Origin of the sequence: Amycolatopsis decaplanina DSM 44594, from assembly GCF_000342005.1 — a bacterium.
GTDB classification, from domain to species: domain Bacteria; phylum Actinomycetota; class Actinomycetes; order Mycobacteriales; family Pseudonocardiaceae; genus Amycolatopsis; species Amycolatopsis decaplanina.
On the sequence record NZ_AOHO01000048.1, the window covers coordinates 149674 to 167474 of the forward strand.

21 protein-coding genes are annotated in these 17801 nt (G+C 68.9%); 12 read left to right on the forward strand and 9 right to left on the reverse strand.

What is annotated here, in order from left to right:
* The first annotated feature begins 46 nt into the window (after positions 1-46).
* Positions 47-1312, forward strand: a complete 1266-nt coding sequence (locus H074_RS13255) for an HAD family hydrolase (protein WP_007030554.1) — start codon at positions 47-49, stop codon at positions 1310-1312.
* A gap of 4 nt (positions 1313-1316) precedes the next feature.
* On the opposite strand, the gene H074_RS13260 is transcribed toward H074_RS13255, so the two are convergent.
* Positions 1317-1943: a response regulator gene (locus tag H074_RS13260; protein WP_007030555.1), complete on the reverse strand. Its 627-nt coding sequence runs from the start codon at positions 1941-1943 to the stop codon at positions 1317-1319.
* Positions 1944-2080: 137 nt separating this feature from the next.
* Positions 2081-2398, reverse strand: a complete 318-nt coding sequence (locus H074_RS13265; RefSeq protein WP_007030556.1) for a nucleotide pyrophosphohydrolase — start codon at positions 2396-2398, stop codon at positions 2081-2083.
* Positions 2399-2549: 151 nt separating this feature from the next.
* On the opposite strand from H074_RS13265, the gene H074_RS13270 reads away from it, so the two are divergent.
* The 5 genes from H074_RS13270 (at position 2550) to H074_RS13290 (ending at position 7290) form a co-directional block, all read left to right on the forward strand.
* Positions 2550-3443, forward strand: coding sequence for a nitrate- and nitrite sensing domain-containing protein (locus H074_RS13270; protein ID WP_007030557.1), 894 nt, complete (start codon positions 2550-2552; stop codon positions 3441-3443).
* Complete coding sequence (locus H074_RS13275; protein ID WP_007030558.1) at positions 3440-4753, forward strand: hypothetical protein; 1314 nt, start codon at positions 3440-3442, stop codon at positions 4751-4753. The genes H074_RS13270 and H074_RS13275 overlap by 4 nt, the downstream gene beginning before the upstream one ends.
* 198 nt (positions 4754-4951) lie before the next feature.
* Complete coding sequence (locus H074_RS13280; RefSeq protein WP_007030559.1) at positions 4952-6508, forward strand: DUF1841 family protein; 1557 nt, start codon at positions 4952-4954, stop codon at positions 6506-6508.
* A 69-nt stretch (positions 6509-6577) separates the two neighbouring features.
* Complete coding sequence (locus H074_RS13285; protein WP_039922337.1) at positions 6578-6877, forward strand: type II toxin-antitoxin system Phd/YefM family antitoxin; 300 nt, start codon at positions 6578-6580, stop codon at positions 6875-6877.
* Complete coding sequence (locus H074_RS13290; protein ID WP_007030561.1) at positions 6874-7290, forward strand: type II toxin-antitoxin system VapC family toxin; 417 nt, start codon at positions 6874-6876, stop codon at positions 7288-7290. Before H074_RS13285 ends, H074_RS13290 begins: the two co-directional genes overlap by 4 nt.
* Before the next feature lie 53 nt (positions 7291-7343).
* Here H074_RS13290 and H074_RS40985 read toward each other — a convergent pair whose 3' ends face one another.
* The 3 genes from H074_RS40985 to H074_RS13300 all read right to left on the reverse strand — a co-directional run bounded on the left by H074_RS40985 (position 7344) and on the right by H074_RS13300 (position 9593).
* Positions 7344-7514 (reverse strand): hypothetical protein, encoded by a 171-nt coding sequence (locus tag H074_RS40985; protein WP_007030562.1) that lies wholly within the window; start codon positions 7512-7514, stop codon positions 7344-7346.
* Positions 7515-7861: 347 nt separating this feature from the next.
* Positions 7862-8794: a type I pantothenate kinase gene (coaA, locus tag H074_RS13295; RefSeq protein ID WP_007030563.1), complete on the reverse strand. Its 933-nt coding sequence runs from the start codon at positions 8792-8794 to the stop codon at positions 7862-7864.
* Between the two features lie 157 nt (positions 8795-8951).
* The gene (locus H074_RS13300; protein WP_007030564.1) at positions 8952-9593 is read right to left on the reverse strand and encodes a macro domain-containing protein; all 642 of its coding nucleotides are present in this window, start codon (positions 9591-9593) and stop codon (positions 8952-8954) included.
* A 97-nt stretch (positions 9594-9690) separates the two neighbouring features.
* Here H074_RS13300 and pheA point away from each other — a divergent pair, with 97 nt between their 5' ends.
* The 3 genes from pheA (at position 9691) to H074_RS13315 (ending at position 12017) form a co-directional block, all read left to right on the forward strand.
* Positions 9691-10599 (forward strand): prephenate dehydratase, encoded by a 909-nt coding sequence (gene pheA, locus H074_RS13305; protein ID WP_007030565.1) that lies wholly within the window; start codon positions 9691-9693, stop codon positions 10597-10599.
* Complete coding sequence (locus H074_RS13310) at positions 10596-11216, forward strand: histidine phosphatase family protein (RefSeq protein WP_007030566.1); 621 nt, start codon at positions 10596-10598, stop codon at positions 11214-11216. Before pheA ends, H074_RS13310 begins: the two co-directional genes overlap by 4 nt.
* A 156-nt stretch (positions 11217-11372) precedes the next feature.
* Positions 11373-12017 carry a DUF4232 domain-containing protein gene (locus H074_RS13315; RefSeq protein WP_007030567.1) on the forward strand — a complete coding sequence of 215 codons (645 nt, stop codon included), beginning with the start codon at positions 11373-11375 and terminating at the stop codon, positions 12015-12017.
* Here the strand turns inward: H074_RS13315 and H074_RS13320 are convergent.
* The 4 genes from H074_RS13320 to H074_RS13335 form a co-directional block, all read right to left on the reverse strand.
* Positions 12014-12451 (reverse strand): hypothetical protein, encoded by a 438-nt coding sequence (locus H074_RS13320; RefSeq protein ID WP_007030568.1) that lies wholly within the window; start codon positions 12449-12451, stop codon positions 12014-12016. The two genes, H074_RS13315 and H074_RS13320, sit on opposite strands and share 4 nt — an antisense overlap.
* Positions 12452-12512: 61 nt before the next feature.
* Positions 12513-13772, reverse strand: a complete 1260-nt coding sequence (locus H074_RS13325) for an MFS transporter (protein ID WP_007030569.1) — start codon at positions 13770-13772, stop codon at positions 12513-12515.
* A 213-nt stretch (positions 13773-13985) separates the two neighbouring features.
* Entirely contained in the window at positions 13986-14336 is a 351-nt protein-coding gene (locus tag H074_RS13330; RefSeq protein WP_007030570.1) for a metallopeptidase family protein, read from the reverse strand.
* 4 nt (positions 14337-14340) lie between these two features.
* Positions 14341-15345, reverse strand: coding sequence for a septum formation family protein (locus H074_RS13335; protein ID WP_007030571.1), 1005 nt, complete (start codon positions 15343-15345; stop codon positions 14341-14343).
* Positions 15346-15499: 154 nt separating this feature from the next.
* On the opposite strand from H074_RS13335, the gene H074_RS13340 reads away from it, so the two are divergent.
* The 3 genes from H074_RS13340 (at position 15500) to H074_RS13350 (ending at position 17782) form a co-directional block, all read left to right on the forward strand.
* Positions 15500-16051, forward strand: a complete 552-nt coding sequence (locus H074_RS13340; protein WP_007030572.1) for a hypothetical protein — start codon at positions 15500-15502, stop codon at positions 16049-16051.
* Positions 16052-17218: a glutathionylspermidine synthase family protein gene (locus H074_RS13345; RefSeq protein ID WP_007030573.1), complete on the forward strand. Its 1167-nt coding sequence runs from the start codon at positions 16052-16054 to the stop codon at positions 17216-17218. It begins immediately after the preceding gene.
* A 111-nt stretch (positions 17219-17329) separates the two neighbouring features.
* Positions 17330-17782: a DUF350 domain-containing protein gene (locus H074_RS13350; protein ID WP_007030574.1), complete on the forward strand. Its 453-nt coding sequence runs from the start codon at positions 17330-17332 to the stop codon at positions 17780-17782.
* Positions 17783-17801: the final 19 nt, after the last annotated feature.

Consider the following 17801-nt stretch of genomic DNA (forward strand, 5'->3'; position numbering starts at 1 on the left):
ATGACAGGATCTCCCCGGACAGTCGACGATCACGTGGGGAGATGACATGCCGAGGTTCCTGCGAGCCGTGGCCCTTGCCGCCGCCGTGGCGGTCGTACCGGTGGCCTTGCCCGGGACGTCCGCCGCCTCGACCGCGGCGCGTTGTCCGCAGCTTCGGCTGGCCGACCACTGGTATGGCGGCAACGCGGCGAAGATCCAGCAGGTCATCGACGAACGCGGCCGCTGCGGCGCGAAGCGCGGCGAGCGGCCGGTCGCGGTGTTCGACTGGGACAACACGGTCATCAAGAACGACATCTCCGACCAGACCGTCTTCTGGATGATCCGGCACGACAAGGTCCTGCAGCCGCGGAACAAGGACTGGCGCACGACCAGCCGGTTCATGACCGAGGCCGGCGCGAACGCGCTGAGCAAGGCGTGCGGCACCGCCACCCCCGCCGGGAAACCGCTTCCGACCGGCAAGAACGTCGCCTGCGCCGACGAGCTCCTCTCGGTGCGGAAGACCGCGAGGACGACCACCGGCGAAGAGGTCTTCGCGGGGAACAACCGGCGGTACATGGAGGCGGCCTACGCCTGGGTCGCGCAGATCAACGCCGGATACCGCCCGGACGAGGTCCGCGCGATCGCCCGGCAGGCCAGGGCCGCCGCGTTGCTGGCGCCGGTCGGGGCGACCCAGAAGGTCGGTTCGAGCACCCAGATCGCGTGGATCCGCTACTACCCGGAGATCAGGGACCTCATCGCGACGCTGACCAAGGCTGGCTTCTCGACCTGGGTCGTTTCCGCCTCGCCCAAGGAGTTCGCGGACGTCTGGGGATCGGCGGTCGGCATCCCGCCGAGCCGCACCCTCGGCATCTACTCGCAGACCACGAACGGCCGGATCAACGGGCACCTCGAAGGCTGCGGCGGGCACGCCGACGGCGCCGACGAGATCATGACCTACATCGACGGCAAACGCTGCTACATCAACGAACGCATCCTCGGGATCCGCGGCGCGAAGGCGATGGAAGCGGCGCCGGCGGACAAACGGCAGGCGCTCGCCGGCGGCGACGCGACCACCGACGTCACGATGCTGCGCGACGCCACCGGAGTCCGCGTCACGCTCAACCGCAACAAGGACGAGCTGATGTGCCGCGCCTACGACAACGCGGACGGGAAATGGGCGGTGAACCCGATGTTCATCGAGCCCTTCCCGGCGTTGGACCGCACTTACCCGTGCTCGACGACGGCGTACGAAAACGCCGACGGCACGCACGGCCCGGTGCTGCGCGACGACGGCACGGTCATCCCCGACCAGCGGGACACCGTGCACCCCTGAAGCGCTAGCGGTCCCGGCGCGCGACCCACGCCGCGGCCTGCGTGCGGCGCTGCATGCCCAGCTTCGCGAGGACGGACGTGACGTAGTTCTTCACCGTCTTCTCGGCGAGGAACAGGCGTTCCGCGATCTCGCGGTTGGACATGCCCTGCCCGATCAGTTCCAGCACTTCGCGCTCGCGTTCGGTGAGGGAACCGAGTTCGTCCTCGGGCGGATGCCGCAGCTTGTCCAGCACCCGCGCGGTCGACAACGGGTCGAGCAGCGACCGGCCAGCCGCGACCTCACGGACCGCGTTGACGACGTCCTGACCGCGGACCTGTTTCAGCAGGTACCCGGCGGCGCCCGCCATGATCGCGCCGACCATGGCCTCCTCGTCGTCGAACGCGGTCAGCATCAGGCACTGCGGCGGGTTCACCTTCGAACGCAGTTCACGACAGAGCGCGATACCGTCGCCGTCACCGAGCCGCACGTCGACCACCGCGACGTCCGGCTCGACGTGCATCGCCACGGCGAGGGCCTCGTCGACCCCGCTCGCTTCGGCGACGACCTCGATGTCGGGCTCGTCGGTGAGGAGGTCGCGCAGACCGCGCCTCACCACCTCGTGGTCGTCGATGAGCAGCACCTGGATCGGCATACCCCCACGTTACTTCGTCGCCTGGGCGACCATCCCCTCCACCAGCGCGGACGGTGTCGTCCGGCCGGCCACCGATCAGCGCGCCGATGTGGCACGGTGGTTCCGCCGATCGAACGCCCACAAGACCCGAAAGGCGGCTAATCGGGCGCCGGGAACCGGTGCTCGTTCCGGTCGATCTTGGCGTTGGCCGCCTCGATCAGGTCCACCCCGAGGCTGTTCGCCAGCTGGAGGAGGTACAGCGTGACGTCGGCGATCTCGTCGACGACGTTGTGCGCCAGCTCAGGGTCGGAGCGCCACTTCGCGGACTCCTCCGGGGTGAGCCACTGGAACAGCGAAGTCAGCTCGCCGACTTCGCCGGACAGTGCCATGACCAGGTTCTTCGGTGTGTGGAACGGTTCCCACGCCCGTGCCGCGGCGAAGTCGCGGAGGCGCTGGTTGAGGTCGTCGAGAGTCACGTGCCGTGCCTACCAGATCGTCACGGTGCGCTAACGGCCGTATGGCGGACGAGCGTTGACGGGCAATTTGCGGACTGCATAACGTCGCTCGGCGTCGGGAGACCGATCCGGAAGGAAAGCCTTGACGTACCAGCGAAGCCTTCGCTCTCGCATGCTGTCCATCGCGTTCGTGCCCAGCGCGGCCTTGCTGCTCGTGGCCCTGTTCATCGGCGGGTTCCTCGTCCGGCAGGCCATCCAGGATCGTGACGACGCCGAAAGCGGCGCGATCACCATGGCCGAGGCGAGCCGGGGGATCGCGTCGCTGCAGCGCGAGCGGGCAGACGCGCTGAAGGCGCCTGGCAGCCGCTCCGCCACCTACACCGCGTACGCCGATCGCATCGACACCTCGCTTTCTTCCCTGCGCGAGATCGCGCGGGCCGCCCCCGACGCCGAGATCGGCTACCAGCAGACGATCGCCGTCGAACTGCTCACCGCCGTCGAAGGCATGGACCGCAGCGACTCCCTCGCGATCGCCGGGATCGACGACGAGGGGCGGCGCTACTACGCCGCGGCCGTGGGCGCCTACCGGTCCAGGCTCGACGCGATCGCCGGAAAGCTGACGGAAAGTAACCGCCAGACCTACCGGGATCTCATCGGGAGCGAGGACTGGAGCCGGTTCGGCGCGGTCGAAACCGCGTTGACCGCGGCCATGCCGCCGCCCCTCGGCCAGGTCGCCTGGCGTGCCGCGGCCGGTGTCGTCGGCCGGACCCTCGGCGACCTCGCCGCCCGCCAGATCGAGTACTCGGCGCAGCTCGCGATCGACGGCGGACGCCGGGTGCTGAGCGGTGCCCTCGCCGCCGCCGCGGCGATCTCGCTGCTCGCGGGGGTGGTGATGGCGATCGTCATGCGGCTCGCCCGGCGGCTGCCGATCCCGATCGTCCGCTGCCCTTCGCGCCTCGACGCGACGCCGCTGACCTGGTCACACCTGGTCAACGATTACGCCGAAAAGAGCACGCTGTTGGCCCACACGAGTCCGCGAACCGGTCGGGCAGACTTGTCCGGGTGAGTTCCCCGACGGATCTGCGCCCCTACCTGCGTACTTTGGACGCGGAAACGCTGGCGGACCTGCTGCACGCTCAAGCCGAGCGTGACCCTGTGTTACGGCAGGCGCTGGAGAACCGCTTCGCCACCCAGGGGAGTGATCTCGCCGAGGCGCACCGCCTCCTCGACACCGCCGTGCTGGCGGGCAACGTCGAGTACGCCGCGAAGGTCGGTTCCGTCCTTGACACGCTTCAGCGGCTTCTCGACGCCGGCAGCCAGGCGGATCTCGCCCCACTCGCCCGCCGGACCGTGGACGACATCAGCGAGATGCTCGAGCAGATCGACGACGCCTCGGGCGAGGTCGCGGACAGGCTGGACCGTGCCGTCGAGCTGTACGCGCGGGCCTGCGTGGCGCGCCCGCCGGATCCGGAGAGCCTGGCGGCCTGGATCCTCGAAGTGGAGTTCGACGGCCCCCGCCGACCGGCCATCGAGCTGGCCGACTTCGCTTCCGCCCTGGGGGAAAAGGGAATCGCGCGTATAAAGTCCACTGTGGACAGCGTGCTGGCGGAGCATCCGTCCGGTGCGAAACGCGAGACGGCCGAGCGGCTGCGCGAGGAGCTGGCGGAAGTGTCCGGCGACGTCGACGCGCTCGTCGCGATCCTCGCCGCCAAGCCGCCGCGGGTGGATGTCAGCCTCAAGATCGTGCGCGTACTGCGCGCGGCGGGGCGGCACAGCGAGGCCATCGCGCATGCGGCGCGGGCGCTCACGCACGACAAGAAGGAGGAGGCGCCTCCGCCGGAGGAACAACCGGTTCCCTTGTCGCGCAAGAACTTCGACGAGAATCCCGTCGCCGCGACGTACCTTGCCCTGCGCGCGGAGTCGATGGACGCGGGGCACTGGGTCGCGCAGCGGAAGACCGCGCTGGCCCGGTTGCGTGAACTCGCCGCCGGAAGCACGGAAGCCGCGGACGAACTCGTCCGCGCGTTGCTCGGCGAGGATCGCGCCGACGAGGCATGGCGGGCCGCCGTGCGTTTCGAGGCCTCTTTGGCGGTGCGCGTCGAACTCGCGGATTCACGTTCCGTCGCCCATCCGGCCGAAACCATTCCCGTGTATCGGGACCATGTCGAAGAATTGATCACACGGAAAGACTCGAACTCCTACCGCGAGGCGGCCCGGCAACTGCGCAAACTGCGCACGGTGCACAAAAATGCCGGTACCGCTGAAGAATTCAGCTCGTACCTGGGCACATTGGTGGAAATACACAAACGCAAGACGCGGCTGATCGCCGAGGTCAAGGCGGCGAGGATCGCGATTCCGAAACCGGCAAGGGCGTAACCACATCCGCCGCCGGTCGTTATTTGAAGTGAACCGAGGAAACCCGGCGAAGAAGGTCGAGCCACACTGGCGGGCCGTCGAAGTCGCGGTGGTCCTGAACCGGTGTCCGCCCGCGTCCTCCCCGCGACCGGGACGCCGTGTTTCGCGCCCGGGACCACCGCGACGAGCCCGATCGGGTCCGCGTGAAAACATGTCGCCATGAGTCCGGTCAGCCGTGCCCGCAAGAAGGCAGCCCAGCCCTCCACGCCGAGTGTGACGGGCCTCTTCAAGGACGTCCTCCGGGACTTCTCGACCCTTGGCGCCGAACCCGAGGTGCTCGACGTCGAGCTGCTGACCTCCGAGGTGCTCGGCCAGTGGTGGGAGATCGAGCTGGAGGAGGGTGAACAGCCGCTCGGGATGGAGCTCATCGCGTTCGCCGAGCGGAAGATCACCCCCGCCGCGGCCGCGCTGCTCGCCGGGCTGCGTGTCTTCGCCGAGACCGAGGAGGAGCGCGAGGCGGCCGCCTCGGCGCTGAACACCGTGCTGGGCCGCGGGATCCCGGAACCGGAATGGGCGGCCGGCCTGGCCGCGGTGACCGTCGGGGACTGCTGGCGGACCGGCGACGTCTTCGGTGACGAGTCCTCCCTTCTCTGCGTCTTCTCCCGCGGTGGTGTCGAGCACGGTCTGCTCGCGCTGGTCGACTCCACCGAAGGCGGCCGGATCCGCGACGTCGTCGTGGTCGACAAGCCGCAGGACGTGCTGGCCGAGATGCGGCAGCAGGCCGCCGACGACCCGGAGCTGGTCACGCTGGAGCGGGTGCTGCCCGAGCGCGCCCACCAGCTGCTCGCGGACGGGCTGGCCGCGACGGACGTCGTCGAGGAACCCGACGTCAGCGAGGACTACGCGCGGTTCCACGCGCTCGCGCTGGCCTGGATCCGGGCGCTTCCCGCCCCCGAACCGTCGCCCGAGATCACCGAATGGCCCGAGCAGGTCCGTGAAGAGGTCGTCGCCGACTTCATCGGGTCCGGGCTGGTGGAGGACACGGAGGCGACGAGGTCCTACGCGCGTCTGCTCGTCGATTACGGCTGTGAGACCGAGCCGGGCAGCCCGCTGCGGGTCGGGCCCGAGAAGCTCGCCCGGTTCCTCGAGTCGCTGTTGGACGGCGAGTTCGAGATCGACGAGGCCTACGAAGGCGCGTTGGAGCCCGCTCTGCTCGGCTGGGTCACCTGGGCCGCCGACCGCGCCGGACTCCCCGAGGCCGCGCGTGTGGCGCTGCTGGAGAGCACGACCGAGTTCCTGGAGGAGTTCGCGCAGGACGACGACTCCGCGCTCGATGTCTACTTCGACGGCTCCGAGGGGATCGAAGATCCGGCGGAACTCGCGGAAGCCCTCGCGCGCCGGATGTTCGCCGTCCCGACGGTCTACGCGGAGATCGGCGACGAGGAGCTGGAACTCGAGCCCGCCGATCCCGAACAGCGACGGCTGCTGGTGATCGGCGAGCACCCGGAGTACCACGAGGCGCTGGCCGAGGAGACCTTCGACGGCGAGCCGAGGATGCGGCTCGCGCTCAAGACCACGATCGTCGACCAGCTCTGGGCCGACGAACCTGCCGAGGTCTGGCAGGCCGTGCGGCGGCTGAGCGAGACCGGGCAAGAGCGCGACGAGATCTTCGACCGTCTCATCGACGCGCTGTCCGCTCAGCTCGCCGAAGCGGGCGAACACGAGATGGACTACGACGTCGACGACTACCGGAAGGCGCTCGGCGAACTCGCCTGACGACTCGTTTCCCCCGGTCACCCCCTTCTCGCCCTCGCCACCCCTCCTTGTTCTGTCTAGTCTGTCTAGATGGAAGCAGCAACCTGGCAAGTGCAGGACGCCAAGCAGCGGCTGAGTGAGCTGCTGCGCCGCGCCGCGACCGAGGGGCCGCAGTTCGTCACCAAACACGGGGAGGAGGTGGCCGTGGTGCTGGACATCGTGGATTACCGCAGGTTGGCCGGGGGAGGCGAAGCCGTCGATTTCAAGGCCGTGCTCTCCGGTGAGCAGCACCATCCCGAGTACGGGGAGGCGCTCGCCGACGTGCTGGAGGAGATCGCCGCCGAACGCGCGGAGGACCTGCCGAGAGATGTCGTGGAGGTGAGCGGGTGAGCTTTCTGCTGGACACGAACATCGTGTCCGAGGCTCGGCGCCGCACGCGGAATCCGGGTTTCGACCGGTGGTGGGGCGGGGTGTCGTCGAGCAGGCTCTATCTGAGCGCGCTGACCGTGGGGGAGATCGAGAGAGGGATAAGCAAGCTCAGGCATCGAGGGGAGCAGGACAGGGAGCGAGCGGAAGCGCTGGCCGATTGGCTGGCCGGTCTCACCGCGCAGTTTTCGGAACGGATCCTTCCGGTGACCGCCGAAATCGCGGCCGAATGGGGCAGGCAGCACGCGCCGCGGAAAGTGCCGTCCATCGACGGGCTGATCGCCGCGACCGCCCGGGTCCACGAGCTGACCCTGGTCACCCGGAACCTCGCCGACATGGCCGGGCTCGGTGCGCAGGTGCACAACCCGTTCGACTGAGATCCCGGCCCGAGGAAGGGATCAAGACGTCCGGACGCCTTGATCGGCCGTACTCAGCCCAGCGGTGCGGCGGGGGTGCCCTTGCTCTCCGTGACTTGCGGCTTCTTCCGGCGACGGTCCCCGCGGGCGTCGTCGAAGTCGACGACGAAGGCGCCGACGGCCATGGCCACCATGAGTGCGAGTCCGAGAATCGAGCCGACCCAAGTCAGGATGATCGAGAACATCGTGAGTCTCCTCCCTGCTCAAGGTCTTTTCGAGACCTCTTCAACCCCTGACACAAGGGTCGCCTCGGGGGGCTGTAGCCGGTATCGGCCAACCGGTTACACGTACCGGGCGTGGATCGGCCGATCGGCCGAGGAAAGCCGCTCGCCGACAGCGGTGCGCGACCGGCGGGCACGACCGGCTCGCCGGTGGTGAGAAGGCTGCTCCTTGTGAGGGAACGGCCGGAATTCGCCCGTGTGGCCGGTGGGGCTCGTGGGTGGTAAGGACGGTTCTAACCGTCCTTACCACTCACGACAGTGGTGCTGGCTTCGTCTGGATGCCGCTCGCGGTGTCTCGTGCGGAGGATCCTTCAGAGCTTGCGCAGCCGGACCCGGTTGATCGCGTGGTCGGCGTCCTTGCGGAGGACGAGGGTCGCCCGGGGGCGCGTCGGCTTGATGTTCTCCATCAGGTTCGGCTCGTTGATCGTGCGCCACAGATGGCGCGCCTCGGCACGGGCCTCGTCGTCCGGGAGGCCGGCGAAGTGGTGGAAGTGCGACGCGGGGTCCGCGAACGCGGTGTGCCGCAACTTGAGGAAGCGCTCGATGTACCAGCGTTCGATGTCGGTCGTCGGTGCGTCCACGTAGATCGAGAAATCGAACAGATCGGAGACGGTGAGCCGAGGGCCGGGCTGGAGGACGTTCAGCCCTTCGAGGATCAGGATGTCGGGCCGCTGAACGACCTGTTCCTCGTCGGGAAGGATGTCGTAGGCGAGGTGCGAGTACACCGGCGCGCTGACCCGTTCCGCCCCGGACTTCACCTCGGTGACGAACCGCAGCAGCGCCCGCCGGTCGTAGCTCTCCGGGAAACCCTTGCGGTGCATGATCCCGCGCCGGACCAGTTCCGCCCGCGGGTAGAGGAACCCGTCGGTGGTGACCAGGTCGACCCTGGGGTGATCCGGCCAGCGGGCGAGCAGGGTGCGCAGGATGCGCGCGGTGGTCGACTTGCCGACGGCGACGCTGCCGGCGATCCCGATGATGTACGGCACCTTGGTGCCCCGGCTGTCTTCACCGAGAAAGGTGGTGGTGGCTTCGTACAACCGTTGCCGGGCGGCGACCTGGAGATTGATCAGCCGGGAGAGCGGCAGGTAGACCTCGGCGACCTCGGCCAGGTCGACCTGTTCGCCGAGACCGCGCAGCCGCAGCAGTTCCGCGGCGGTCAGTGGCAGTGGAGTCGACCTGCGCAACTCGCGCCACTGCTCACGGTGCAGCTCGACGTAGGGACTGAGCTCACGGACCCGCGGCATCGCACACTCCTCGCCCGTCGCCTGCGCTGGCGCCGTACAAAACCGTGTTGACGAGTTCTCGGCGGGTGAACGTGCCTCGAACCGGATGAAGCCGCTTTAACGGTAGGGCTTACGGCTCGTGAACGCGCTTCGATGTGATGTACCCCGCTCCGGGGAGTTACCGTCCGTTACGGGGACGGTCGGGCGTGAAGACCTCGTCCCACGCCGCGGCGACCTGCCGGGCGCAGGAAGCGGGCGCGACCCCGCCGACGCCGGTACCGAGTCCGGGCATCGCGATCGTGTGCACGTGATCACGGACCCGGCCCTGGTCGAGCCTGCCGTCACGCCACTGCTGGAACACCGCCCGGGCGGCGAGGTACGGATGCACGGTGTCGCGGGGGAGGCGTTCGCCGGGTTCCCGCATCGTCGGCGCGCTGATCAGCCAGGCGGGCTCAGACTCGCCGGTGGGCACGATCACCGCTTCGCCGATCGGGAGTTCCCCGCCATGGTAGGCGAGGACGGCGCTGCGCACGTTCTGTTCGACATCGGGATAGGCACGGGCGTAGACGGCGTCGATGCCGCCGCGCATCCAGCCGTAGGAGTTCGCGGGGCTGACGACGGCCTGTGCGACGACGTCGAGCACGGACCCTCGGTGCACGAAGACCCGGCCGTCCACAGTGTCCGCGACGGTGGTCCAGGCTTGTGCGAGCAGGTCATCGACGGCGCACAGCACCAGCTCCGGAGTGGGACGGTCCGGCAGGGGAGCAAAAGAGGAGCCGACATCGTCGTGGCCGGTGTGGGTGCCCGGTTCGGCGGTCACGCCCTAAGCATGGCAAAAAATGGCACCCGGCGTAACCGGTGTGCGTACCGGCTGTCCGAGTGAAAGTCGCCACCCGCGCCGTGCGTAATCTGGCGGGGTGTCACGGATCGCCTACTTCGGCCCCCAGGGAACCTTCACCGAACAGGCCGCGCGCCGGCTCGCCCCCGGCGAGGAGCTGATCCCCGCGGAGACCATCCCGGCGGCACTGGCCTCGGTGCGCTCGGGTGCGGCCGACGCGGCCTGCGTCCCGATCGAGAACTCCGTGGAGGGCGCGGTCACCGCCACCCTCGACAGCCTGAGCGAGGCCGAGCCGCTCGTCGCGGTGGCGGAGGTGCTGCTGCCGGTCCACTTCAGCGTGCTGACCCGGCCGGGCACGACCGAGATCCGTACCGTGGCTAGCCATCCGCACGCACTCGCCCAGGTCCGTCACTGGGTCGAGGCGAACCTGCCCGGGGCGCATCCGGTCGCGACGTCGTCCACGGCGGCGGCCGCGGTCGCGGTCGACGCGGGCGAGTTCGACGCCGCCGTCGCCGCGCCGGTCGCGGTCGAGCACTACCCGCTGGAGGTGCTGGCCACCGAGGTCGCCGATGTCCGCGACGCCAAGACCCGGTTCCTGCTGGTCCGCACCCCCGGTGAGCTGCCGGAGCCGACCGGGGCCGACCGCACGTCGATCGTCGCCGCCGCGACCAACCGGACCGGCGCGCTGGCGGAACTGCTCACCGAACTGGCGGTCCGCGGGATCAATCTGACCAAACTGGACGCCCGCCCGACCAGGAACAACTTCGGCGAGTACCGCTTCTTCATCGACTTCGAGGGGCATGTGGCCGAGCCCCGGATCGGCGACGCGCTGGCCGCGTTGCGCCGCCGGTGCCGCAACGTGCGGTTCCTCGGTTCCCACCCGCGCGCGGACGACGGCACGACCGAGATCGAGCCGGGGGCCGCCAACGAGGATTTCACCGACGCGATCGACTGGGTCGAGTCGGTACGGAAGGGAGCGCAGGCGTGAAACTTCTCCTGGTCCGCCACGGTCAGACCGACGGCAACGTGCGAGGCGCCCTCGACACCGCGTTGCCGGGGCCGCCGCTCACCGAGCTGGGCCGCGAGCAGGCCCGAGACCTCGCGACGCGGCTGGACGGCGAGCCGATCGTCGCGGTCTACGCCTCGCAGGCGGTCCGCGCCCAGCAGACCGCCGCGCCGCTGGCCGCCAAACTCGGCTTCGACGTCCAGGTCCTCGACGGCGTGCACGAGGTCGCGGCAGGCGACCTCGAAGGCAAGACGGACAAGGACTCGATCACGACCTACATGAGCGTCGTGCGCCGGTGGACGCTCGGCGAACTCGACCCGCCGATCCCCGGCGGCGAGACCGGCGCGCAGGTCCGCGCCCGGATGCTCGACGCGGTCGCCCGCCTGCGCGCCAAGCACGAGCAGGCCGACCCCGACGGCACGGTGGTGCTGGTGAGCCACGGCGGCGCGATCCGGCTGGGCGGCGAATGGCTCGCCGGGAACGTGACCGCCGAGGTCGCCAACCAGGGGCTCATCCCGAACACCGGGGTCGTCGAACTCGTCGCGACCCCTGCCGGCTGGACCTGTCTCACCTGGGCGGAAGTCCGCGTCGAACGCTGACCGGGCGCGTTTGCCTCCGCGCCCGCCGGGGAATACACCCCACAAGATCGATTAACACCTTGTGGGGAATTAACCGGTGGAGCGCAACCCCCACGGCGGACAGCACGTCTACTTCAACGGTGGGTCACCCGGCAGCGTCGGACTACAGGGAGGCGAATGACCATGGTTCGTTCGAAACTGATCTCCATCGGCGGTCTCATCGCGGGTACCGCCGGGCTCCTGCTGCTCAGCGCCTGCGGTTCGGAGACCGCGCCCGTCGCGCAGAACACGTCCGCGTCGCCGTCCAGTTCGGCGCCGGACACCTCGGCCGCGCCCAGCGCGAGTTCGTCGAGCCCGGCCCCGCAGCCTGCCCAGTCGCCCGCACAGGCACCGAAGAACGACGGGCTCTGCAAGGCGGGCGACGTCAAACTGTCCATCGAGGACGGCGACGCCGCGGCGGGCACGGTGTACCGGAAGCTCGTCATCACCAACACGAGCGGGCACGTGTGCACCATCCAGGGATTCCCCGGCATCTCCTACGTGACCGGCGCCGACGGCCACCAGGTCGGTGAGGCCGCGTACCGGGACGGGGCCAAGGGCGGCCCGGTCCAGCTGAACAACGGCGAGAGCGCGATCGCCGACGTCGGCTTCGTGAACGTCCGCAACTACGACGAGGCGGCCTGCAAGCCCACCGAGACCCGAGGGCTGCGCGTGTACCTGCCGCAGGAGACGGCGTCGAACTTCGTGCCGATGCAGGGACTCGGCTGCACAGGGAAGATTCCCGGCAACCAGTTGACCGTCAAGACGGTCCACAAGGGCTAAAGCTGCGTGCAGAGCTGTTCGGCCTGTACCAGGTGCCGCTGGCCCGAGATCTGGTTGAAGTGCAGGCTGAACACCATCCGGCTGACGCCGTCGATGTGGTCGGCCAGCGGCCGGTAGGTGTCGTTGGCGGCGGCCGCCGCGGCGGAGAGTTCGCGTGCGGCCGTCATCCGGTGCAGGACCTCGGGCGCCAGGACGGCCACGGTCCGGTCGCCGGGCGCGGAGTCGGTGGTGTCCGGGATCGTGCCGACCCTGGCCAGTGCCGAACACGCGTCTTGCGCGTCTTCGAGTGCCCCCGCGTCGACGCCCGAGAGCGCCCACAGCATGCCGATCACGCCGCCGCCGATCACGAAACCGGCTACAGCCGTGAGAACCTGCGGGCGTCTGGAAGGTTCTGTCGTCCCCACGCCGGCCTCCGGCACCAGTGTCTGCTGCATCGCGGACCTCCCCGTCACCCGTGGCGGTGATGGGCTATTTCAGCACCAAAGGCCTTTGCTTTCACCGGTCTTGGTGGAGAACCCGCACCTCCGTGGCCGATTCGTCATCGAAGGCGTCTCGCCGTAACGAGACGAACGCGAAACCGGCTACTCCGAACAGCAGAAGCCCGGACGTGAGGAACGTCCGGGCCGGGGAACCGAGGGCGTGGGTGAGGACGCCGCCGAGCAGGGCGCCGATCGGGATCGCTCCCCAGACGACGGTGCGCCACACGCCGAGGACCCGGCCGAGCAGGTCGCCGGGGACGAGGGTGTGCCGTGCCGTCCCGAGCACGATGTTCACCGCGACGACGGCCGCCGCGAACAGGCCGAACAGCGCCGCCCCCGCCACCGGCGAACTCGTCAGGCCCATGCCGGTGAACGCCGCGCCGCAGCAGGCCGTGCCCCCGAGGAGCACTGCGCGACGACTGAACGCCTTCACCAGCCGCGGGGCGACTGCCGCGCCGAGCAAGCCGCCAATTCCGCCGACGAACGCGAAGAGTCCGAAGGTCGCTTCGCTGAGACGCAGGTACTCGATCGCGTACAGCACCAACTGCGCCTGCGCGAGTTCGCTGACCAGGCTGATCAACCCGGCGATGACGACCAGGCGCAGCACCAGCCGGTTGCCCTTCAACCAGCGGAAACCCTCCGTCAGTTCGGCGCGAAGGTCGGTGGCCGTGCTCTCGGCGCCGCGTGGCCGATAGCTCCCCGCCAGTCCGATCAGGACGGCAGCCGCGATCGCGAAGCCCACCGAGTTGAGCAAGAAGGGGAACGTCGCGAAGAGCGCGAAGGTGACACTGCCGACGGGGCCACCGAGGAAGGTCTGGCCGACGATCTCGCAGGCCTGGAGCTTGCTGTTCGCGCTGTCCAGTGAACCCTTGCCGACGACCGCCGGGATGAGCACGTTCGCGGCGCTGTCGGCGACCACCTCCGCTAAGCCGATGAGCAGGGCGGCGACGTAGACCATCCAGATGGTCACCCCGCCCGCCGCGACCAGGACGGCCGTCCCGCCGACCACCACCGCGCGGGCGCTGTTCGCGAGGATCATCGCCCGCCGCCGGTCGATCCGGTCCAGGAGCGCGCCCGCCGGGAGCGCGAACAGCAGCCACGGCAGGAACTGGGTCGCCGAAAGACCGGCGATGAGCAGCGGATCACGGGTCAGGGTGACCGCGAGCAGCGGGAACGCGACCTTGCCGATCCCGTCGCCGAGGTTCGACGCCGCGCTGGACGCGAGCAGCCAGCGCAACCGCCGGTCACCCCTCCCGTGCTCCGTCGACTCGGCCATGCACCGCCTCCCCGGGCATTCGCCGGCGAGGGCCGGCGACAACGTGGCGAAAGTTTAGCGGGGCTGTCGCCCAAAGTGGCGGGCTTGTTACGCCCAGTTAAGAATCCGGAGAACCCTTGGTGCTCCACGCACAAAAATCACCGACCATGCCACCTTCGTCGCGGAATCCGCCGCGGGGGAGCGAGGGACCTTTGCTATCGCCCGCCCGGCGACTCAGCCCCAGCCGAGTTCGTGCAGCCGCGCGTCGTCGATGCCGAAGTGATGGCCGACCTCGTGGACCACCGTGATCAGCACCTCCTCGACGACGTCTTCCTCGGTGTCGCACATCTGCAGCAGCGGGCGCCGGTAGATCGAGATCCGGTCCGGCAGCACCCCGCCGTACTCGTGCGTCCGCTCGGTCAGCGCGACCCCGTGGTAGAGCCCGAGAATCGTGGGCGACTCCTCGTTGAACTCCTCCACGAGTACCACGACGTTGTCCATGGCGTCCGCGAACTCGGGCGGAAGCTCGTCCAGTGCCTCCGAAACCAGCTCTTCGAAGCGCTGCTGGGTCATCTCGACGGGCACGGGGTCACCCGCCGGTCTTCGGCGCCGAAGATGACGCCGGAGGGGTCGCCTGGCCGCCGTCCGACGGCTGACCCGCGCCGTTGCCGACCTTGATACTCCCGGTGACCGGTGCCAGCCCCTTGTTCTCCGGCAGGACCGCCGCCACCTTGCAGTTCACCAGCGTCGACCCGGCGTCCCAGCTCTCCTGCTCGCGGACGTCCCAGCTGAGGATGAGCTTCTTCGCCGCCAGGTCCGCGTTGCCGCTGTACTCCTGCGCGGCCGTCGAGCACTCGGTGTCCAGCCAGGTGTTCTGCTGCTCCTGCGACGGGTAGCCGTCCTTGAACTTCGTTTTGAGGTCTATCGTCGCGATCATCTCGTACGAATGCGGCTGGGCGCAGTCGATGGGATCGCCGAAGCTGTTGTTGAGCAGCGCGAGGCAGGTGCCCGGCTCCCACACCGCGGACTGGTTCTGCTCCTTCGCGGGTCCCTTGGTCGGCTGCAGCTTGCCGCCCTGGCCGGCCCACTGCAGCCCGCATCGCAGCTGCCGGTCACCGTCGGCCCACTGCGCGGGCGTCGGCCGGAGCAGGTTCATGCTCAACTTGCCGTACGGGTCCAGCGTGCGGCCGAGGTACGGCTTGACGTCGATCGTGCACTGTGACCTGGAGATCTCCTGCCACTGCTCCAGGCTCGGGCTCGGCGCGCCCGGCGGGTACTGCGCGCCGATGTCGACGATGCTGGTGACCTCGAACAGGTGGGACTCCGTGCACGGCACGCGCCGCGCGTCGGTGGCGTCCAGGTTGTTCCAGGTCAGGCAGGTGCCCGGGGGAGATTGGAACGCCTCGGCCGCGGCGGGCGACAGTTTGGGGGCGCCGCCGCCCGCACCGCCCTCCGGGCCCACGTTCCACGAAAACGCCACACTCAGCGAAAGCGCGATGATCGCGCCCACGAACACGCCGGCCATGACGAGCCGGGTGCGCAGGGTGCTCAGCGCGTTTCGCGGATCACGGAACCGCTCGGCCTGTTGAGACATCCACTCCATGATGCCCGCGCCGCACGTAAGGTGCGCGTACCGGGTGGTTAGTGTTGGACACGGGTTCGGGCCGGCGGGCGATTACGGAGCTTCGATGACGCAGGATGACAACCAGGGGGCACAGCCGCCTCAGGAGCCGCCAAGGCGCGGCACCATGCGCTTTCAGGACAGCAGCACGCAGGCGCGGCAGCCGTCGTTGGCCGAGCAGCGGGCACGGCAGCAGGCGCTGGCTGAGCAGGAACGCCAAGAGGCGCTCGCCGCCGAAGCCGCACGCGCCGCCGAGAAGAAGTCTTCGACCAAGAAGAAGCTCCTGATCGGCACCGGTGTGACCGTCGGACTGGTCGGTTTGGTCGCGACGTTCTACACCGTCGCGAAGCCGGAGAACGTCACGGCCGTCTGCACCACCAAGGACGAGATCGTCGACAACGACCAGAACTGCGACGAGAACTACGTGCGGTCGCACGGTGGTCACGTCAGTGGTGGGTTCTTCTTCATCCCGATCGGCGGCGGTGGCGGGTACAACAGCTATCGCTACAACTACGGCGGCACCGGGACCATCGGGCAGCGGGTGTCCGGCGGCTCGTACACCGCACCGTCGAACGCGAACGTCAGCACGAAGTCGGGCAAGACCGTCCAGCGCGGCGGGTTCGGCATCAGTGGCAAGAGCGGTACCTCCGGCGGTACCGGCAAGAGCGGGGGCTCGTAGTTGTATCGGGATTCCAAGCCGCCCCGGCGGGACTGGCAGCGCATCGTCGAGGAACAGGGCCTGGTCTTCGGCACCCCCGCCCGCGACGGCTCCGGCAAGTCCCGGCCGTACTGGGACGAGTCGGTCCACTACGTCTTCGACATGGACGAGATCCTGTCCGTCGAGGCGGACGTGGAACTGCTGCACTCGATGTGCCTCGAAGCCGTCGACAATGTGATCACCACCGAGCAGTACCACCGCTTCGGCATCCCCGAGTGGGTCTGGCCGCATATCGCGGAGTCGTGGAAGCGGCAGGATCCGCACGTCTACGGCCGTTTCGACCTGCGCTACGACGGCAAGAGCCCGGCGAAGCTGCTCGAGTACAACGCAGACACCCCGACCTCGCTGCTCGAGGCCGCGGTGCTGCAGTGGCACTGGAAGACCGCGGTCTTCCCCGAGAACGACCAGTGGAACTCGATCCACGAGAAGCTGGTGGAGCGCTGGGGCGAACTCGCCGACAAGCTCCCCTCCAACGAACTGCACTTCACCTGGTCTTCCGCCGATCCGTCCGGTGAGGACCACGTGACGACGGCGTACCTGCAGGAGACCGCGGCCGAGGCCGGGCTCGACACCGTCGGCCTGTCGATCGAGGAGATCGGCTGGGACCCGGTGCTCAAACGGTTCGTCGACCTCGAAGAGGCGCAGATGGCGACCGTGGTGAAGCTCTACCCGTGGGAATGGGTGGTCGACGAGGAGTTCGGCCGCTTCGCCGTCGAGACGATGCCTCGCACGCTGTGGATCGAACCGTTGTGGAAGATGATCCTCTCCAACAAGACGCTGCTCGCGATCCTGTGGGAGAACTACCCGGGGCATCCGAACCTGCTGCCCGCCTTCGCCGACGACCCCGGTCTGCTGACCGAGTACGTCCGCAAGCCGAAACTCGGCCGCGAGGGCGCGAACGTGCAGATCGTCGCCACCGGGTACGAGACGCAGACCGACGGGGTCTACGGCGCGGAAGGGTACGTCTACCAGGCGTTCGACCCGCTCCCGGAGTTCCAGGGTTACCGGCCCGCGCTCGGCGCGTGGATCGTCGGGGACCAAGCCGCCGGCCTCGGTATCCGCGAGACCGCGGGACTCGTCACCGACGACGGTGCGGCGTTCGTCCCGCACCGCATCGTCGAGTCGTGATAGAAGCAACCGCACAAACCTGACATTCTCGACCCGTATCCCGGGCCCCGCCCCGCCACCACCCTCAACTGACAGGCTTCGCCTGACTGTCCGCATTTATGGGAGCACCCTGTGACCACCACCCTTGCGCTGTCCGACACGTTCGGCTCCGACCTCGTGCGAGGGATCGGCGCGATCCTGCTGTACGGCGTCGTCGGCCTGCTGATGATGTTCGCCGGGTTCTGGGCGATCGACTGGACCACGCCCGGCAAGCTGTCCCAGCTGGTCACCCGCGGCCTGCCGAACGCGGTCATCGTCACCGCGTCGGGGCTGCTGTCGATGGCCTTCATCATCGTCGTGGCGATCGCGAACTCCGCCAGCGACCTGACCGAGGGCCTCATCACCTCGCTGGTCTACGGCCTGCTCGGCATCGTCGTGCAGGTGCTCGCGGTCCGGCTGCTGGAGTGGGCGACCCGGATCGACATCCGCTCGACCATCGAAAGCGAGAAGTTCGCCCCGGCCAGCGTCGTCGTGGCCTCCGCGCACCTGGCCCTCGGCCTCATCGTGGCCGTTGCCATCTCGTGATTTCTTGACTCACTGAAAC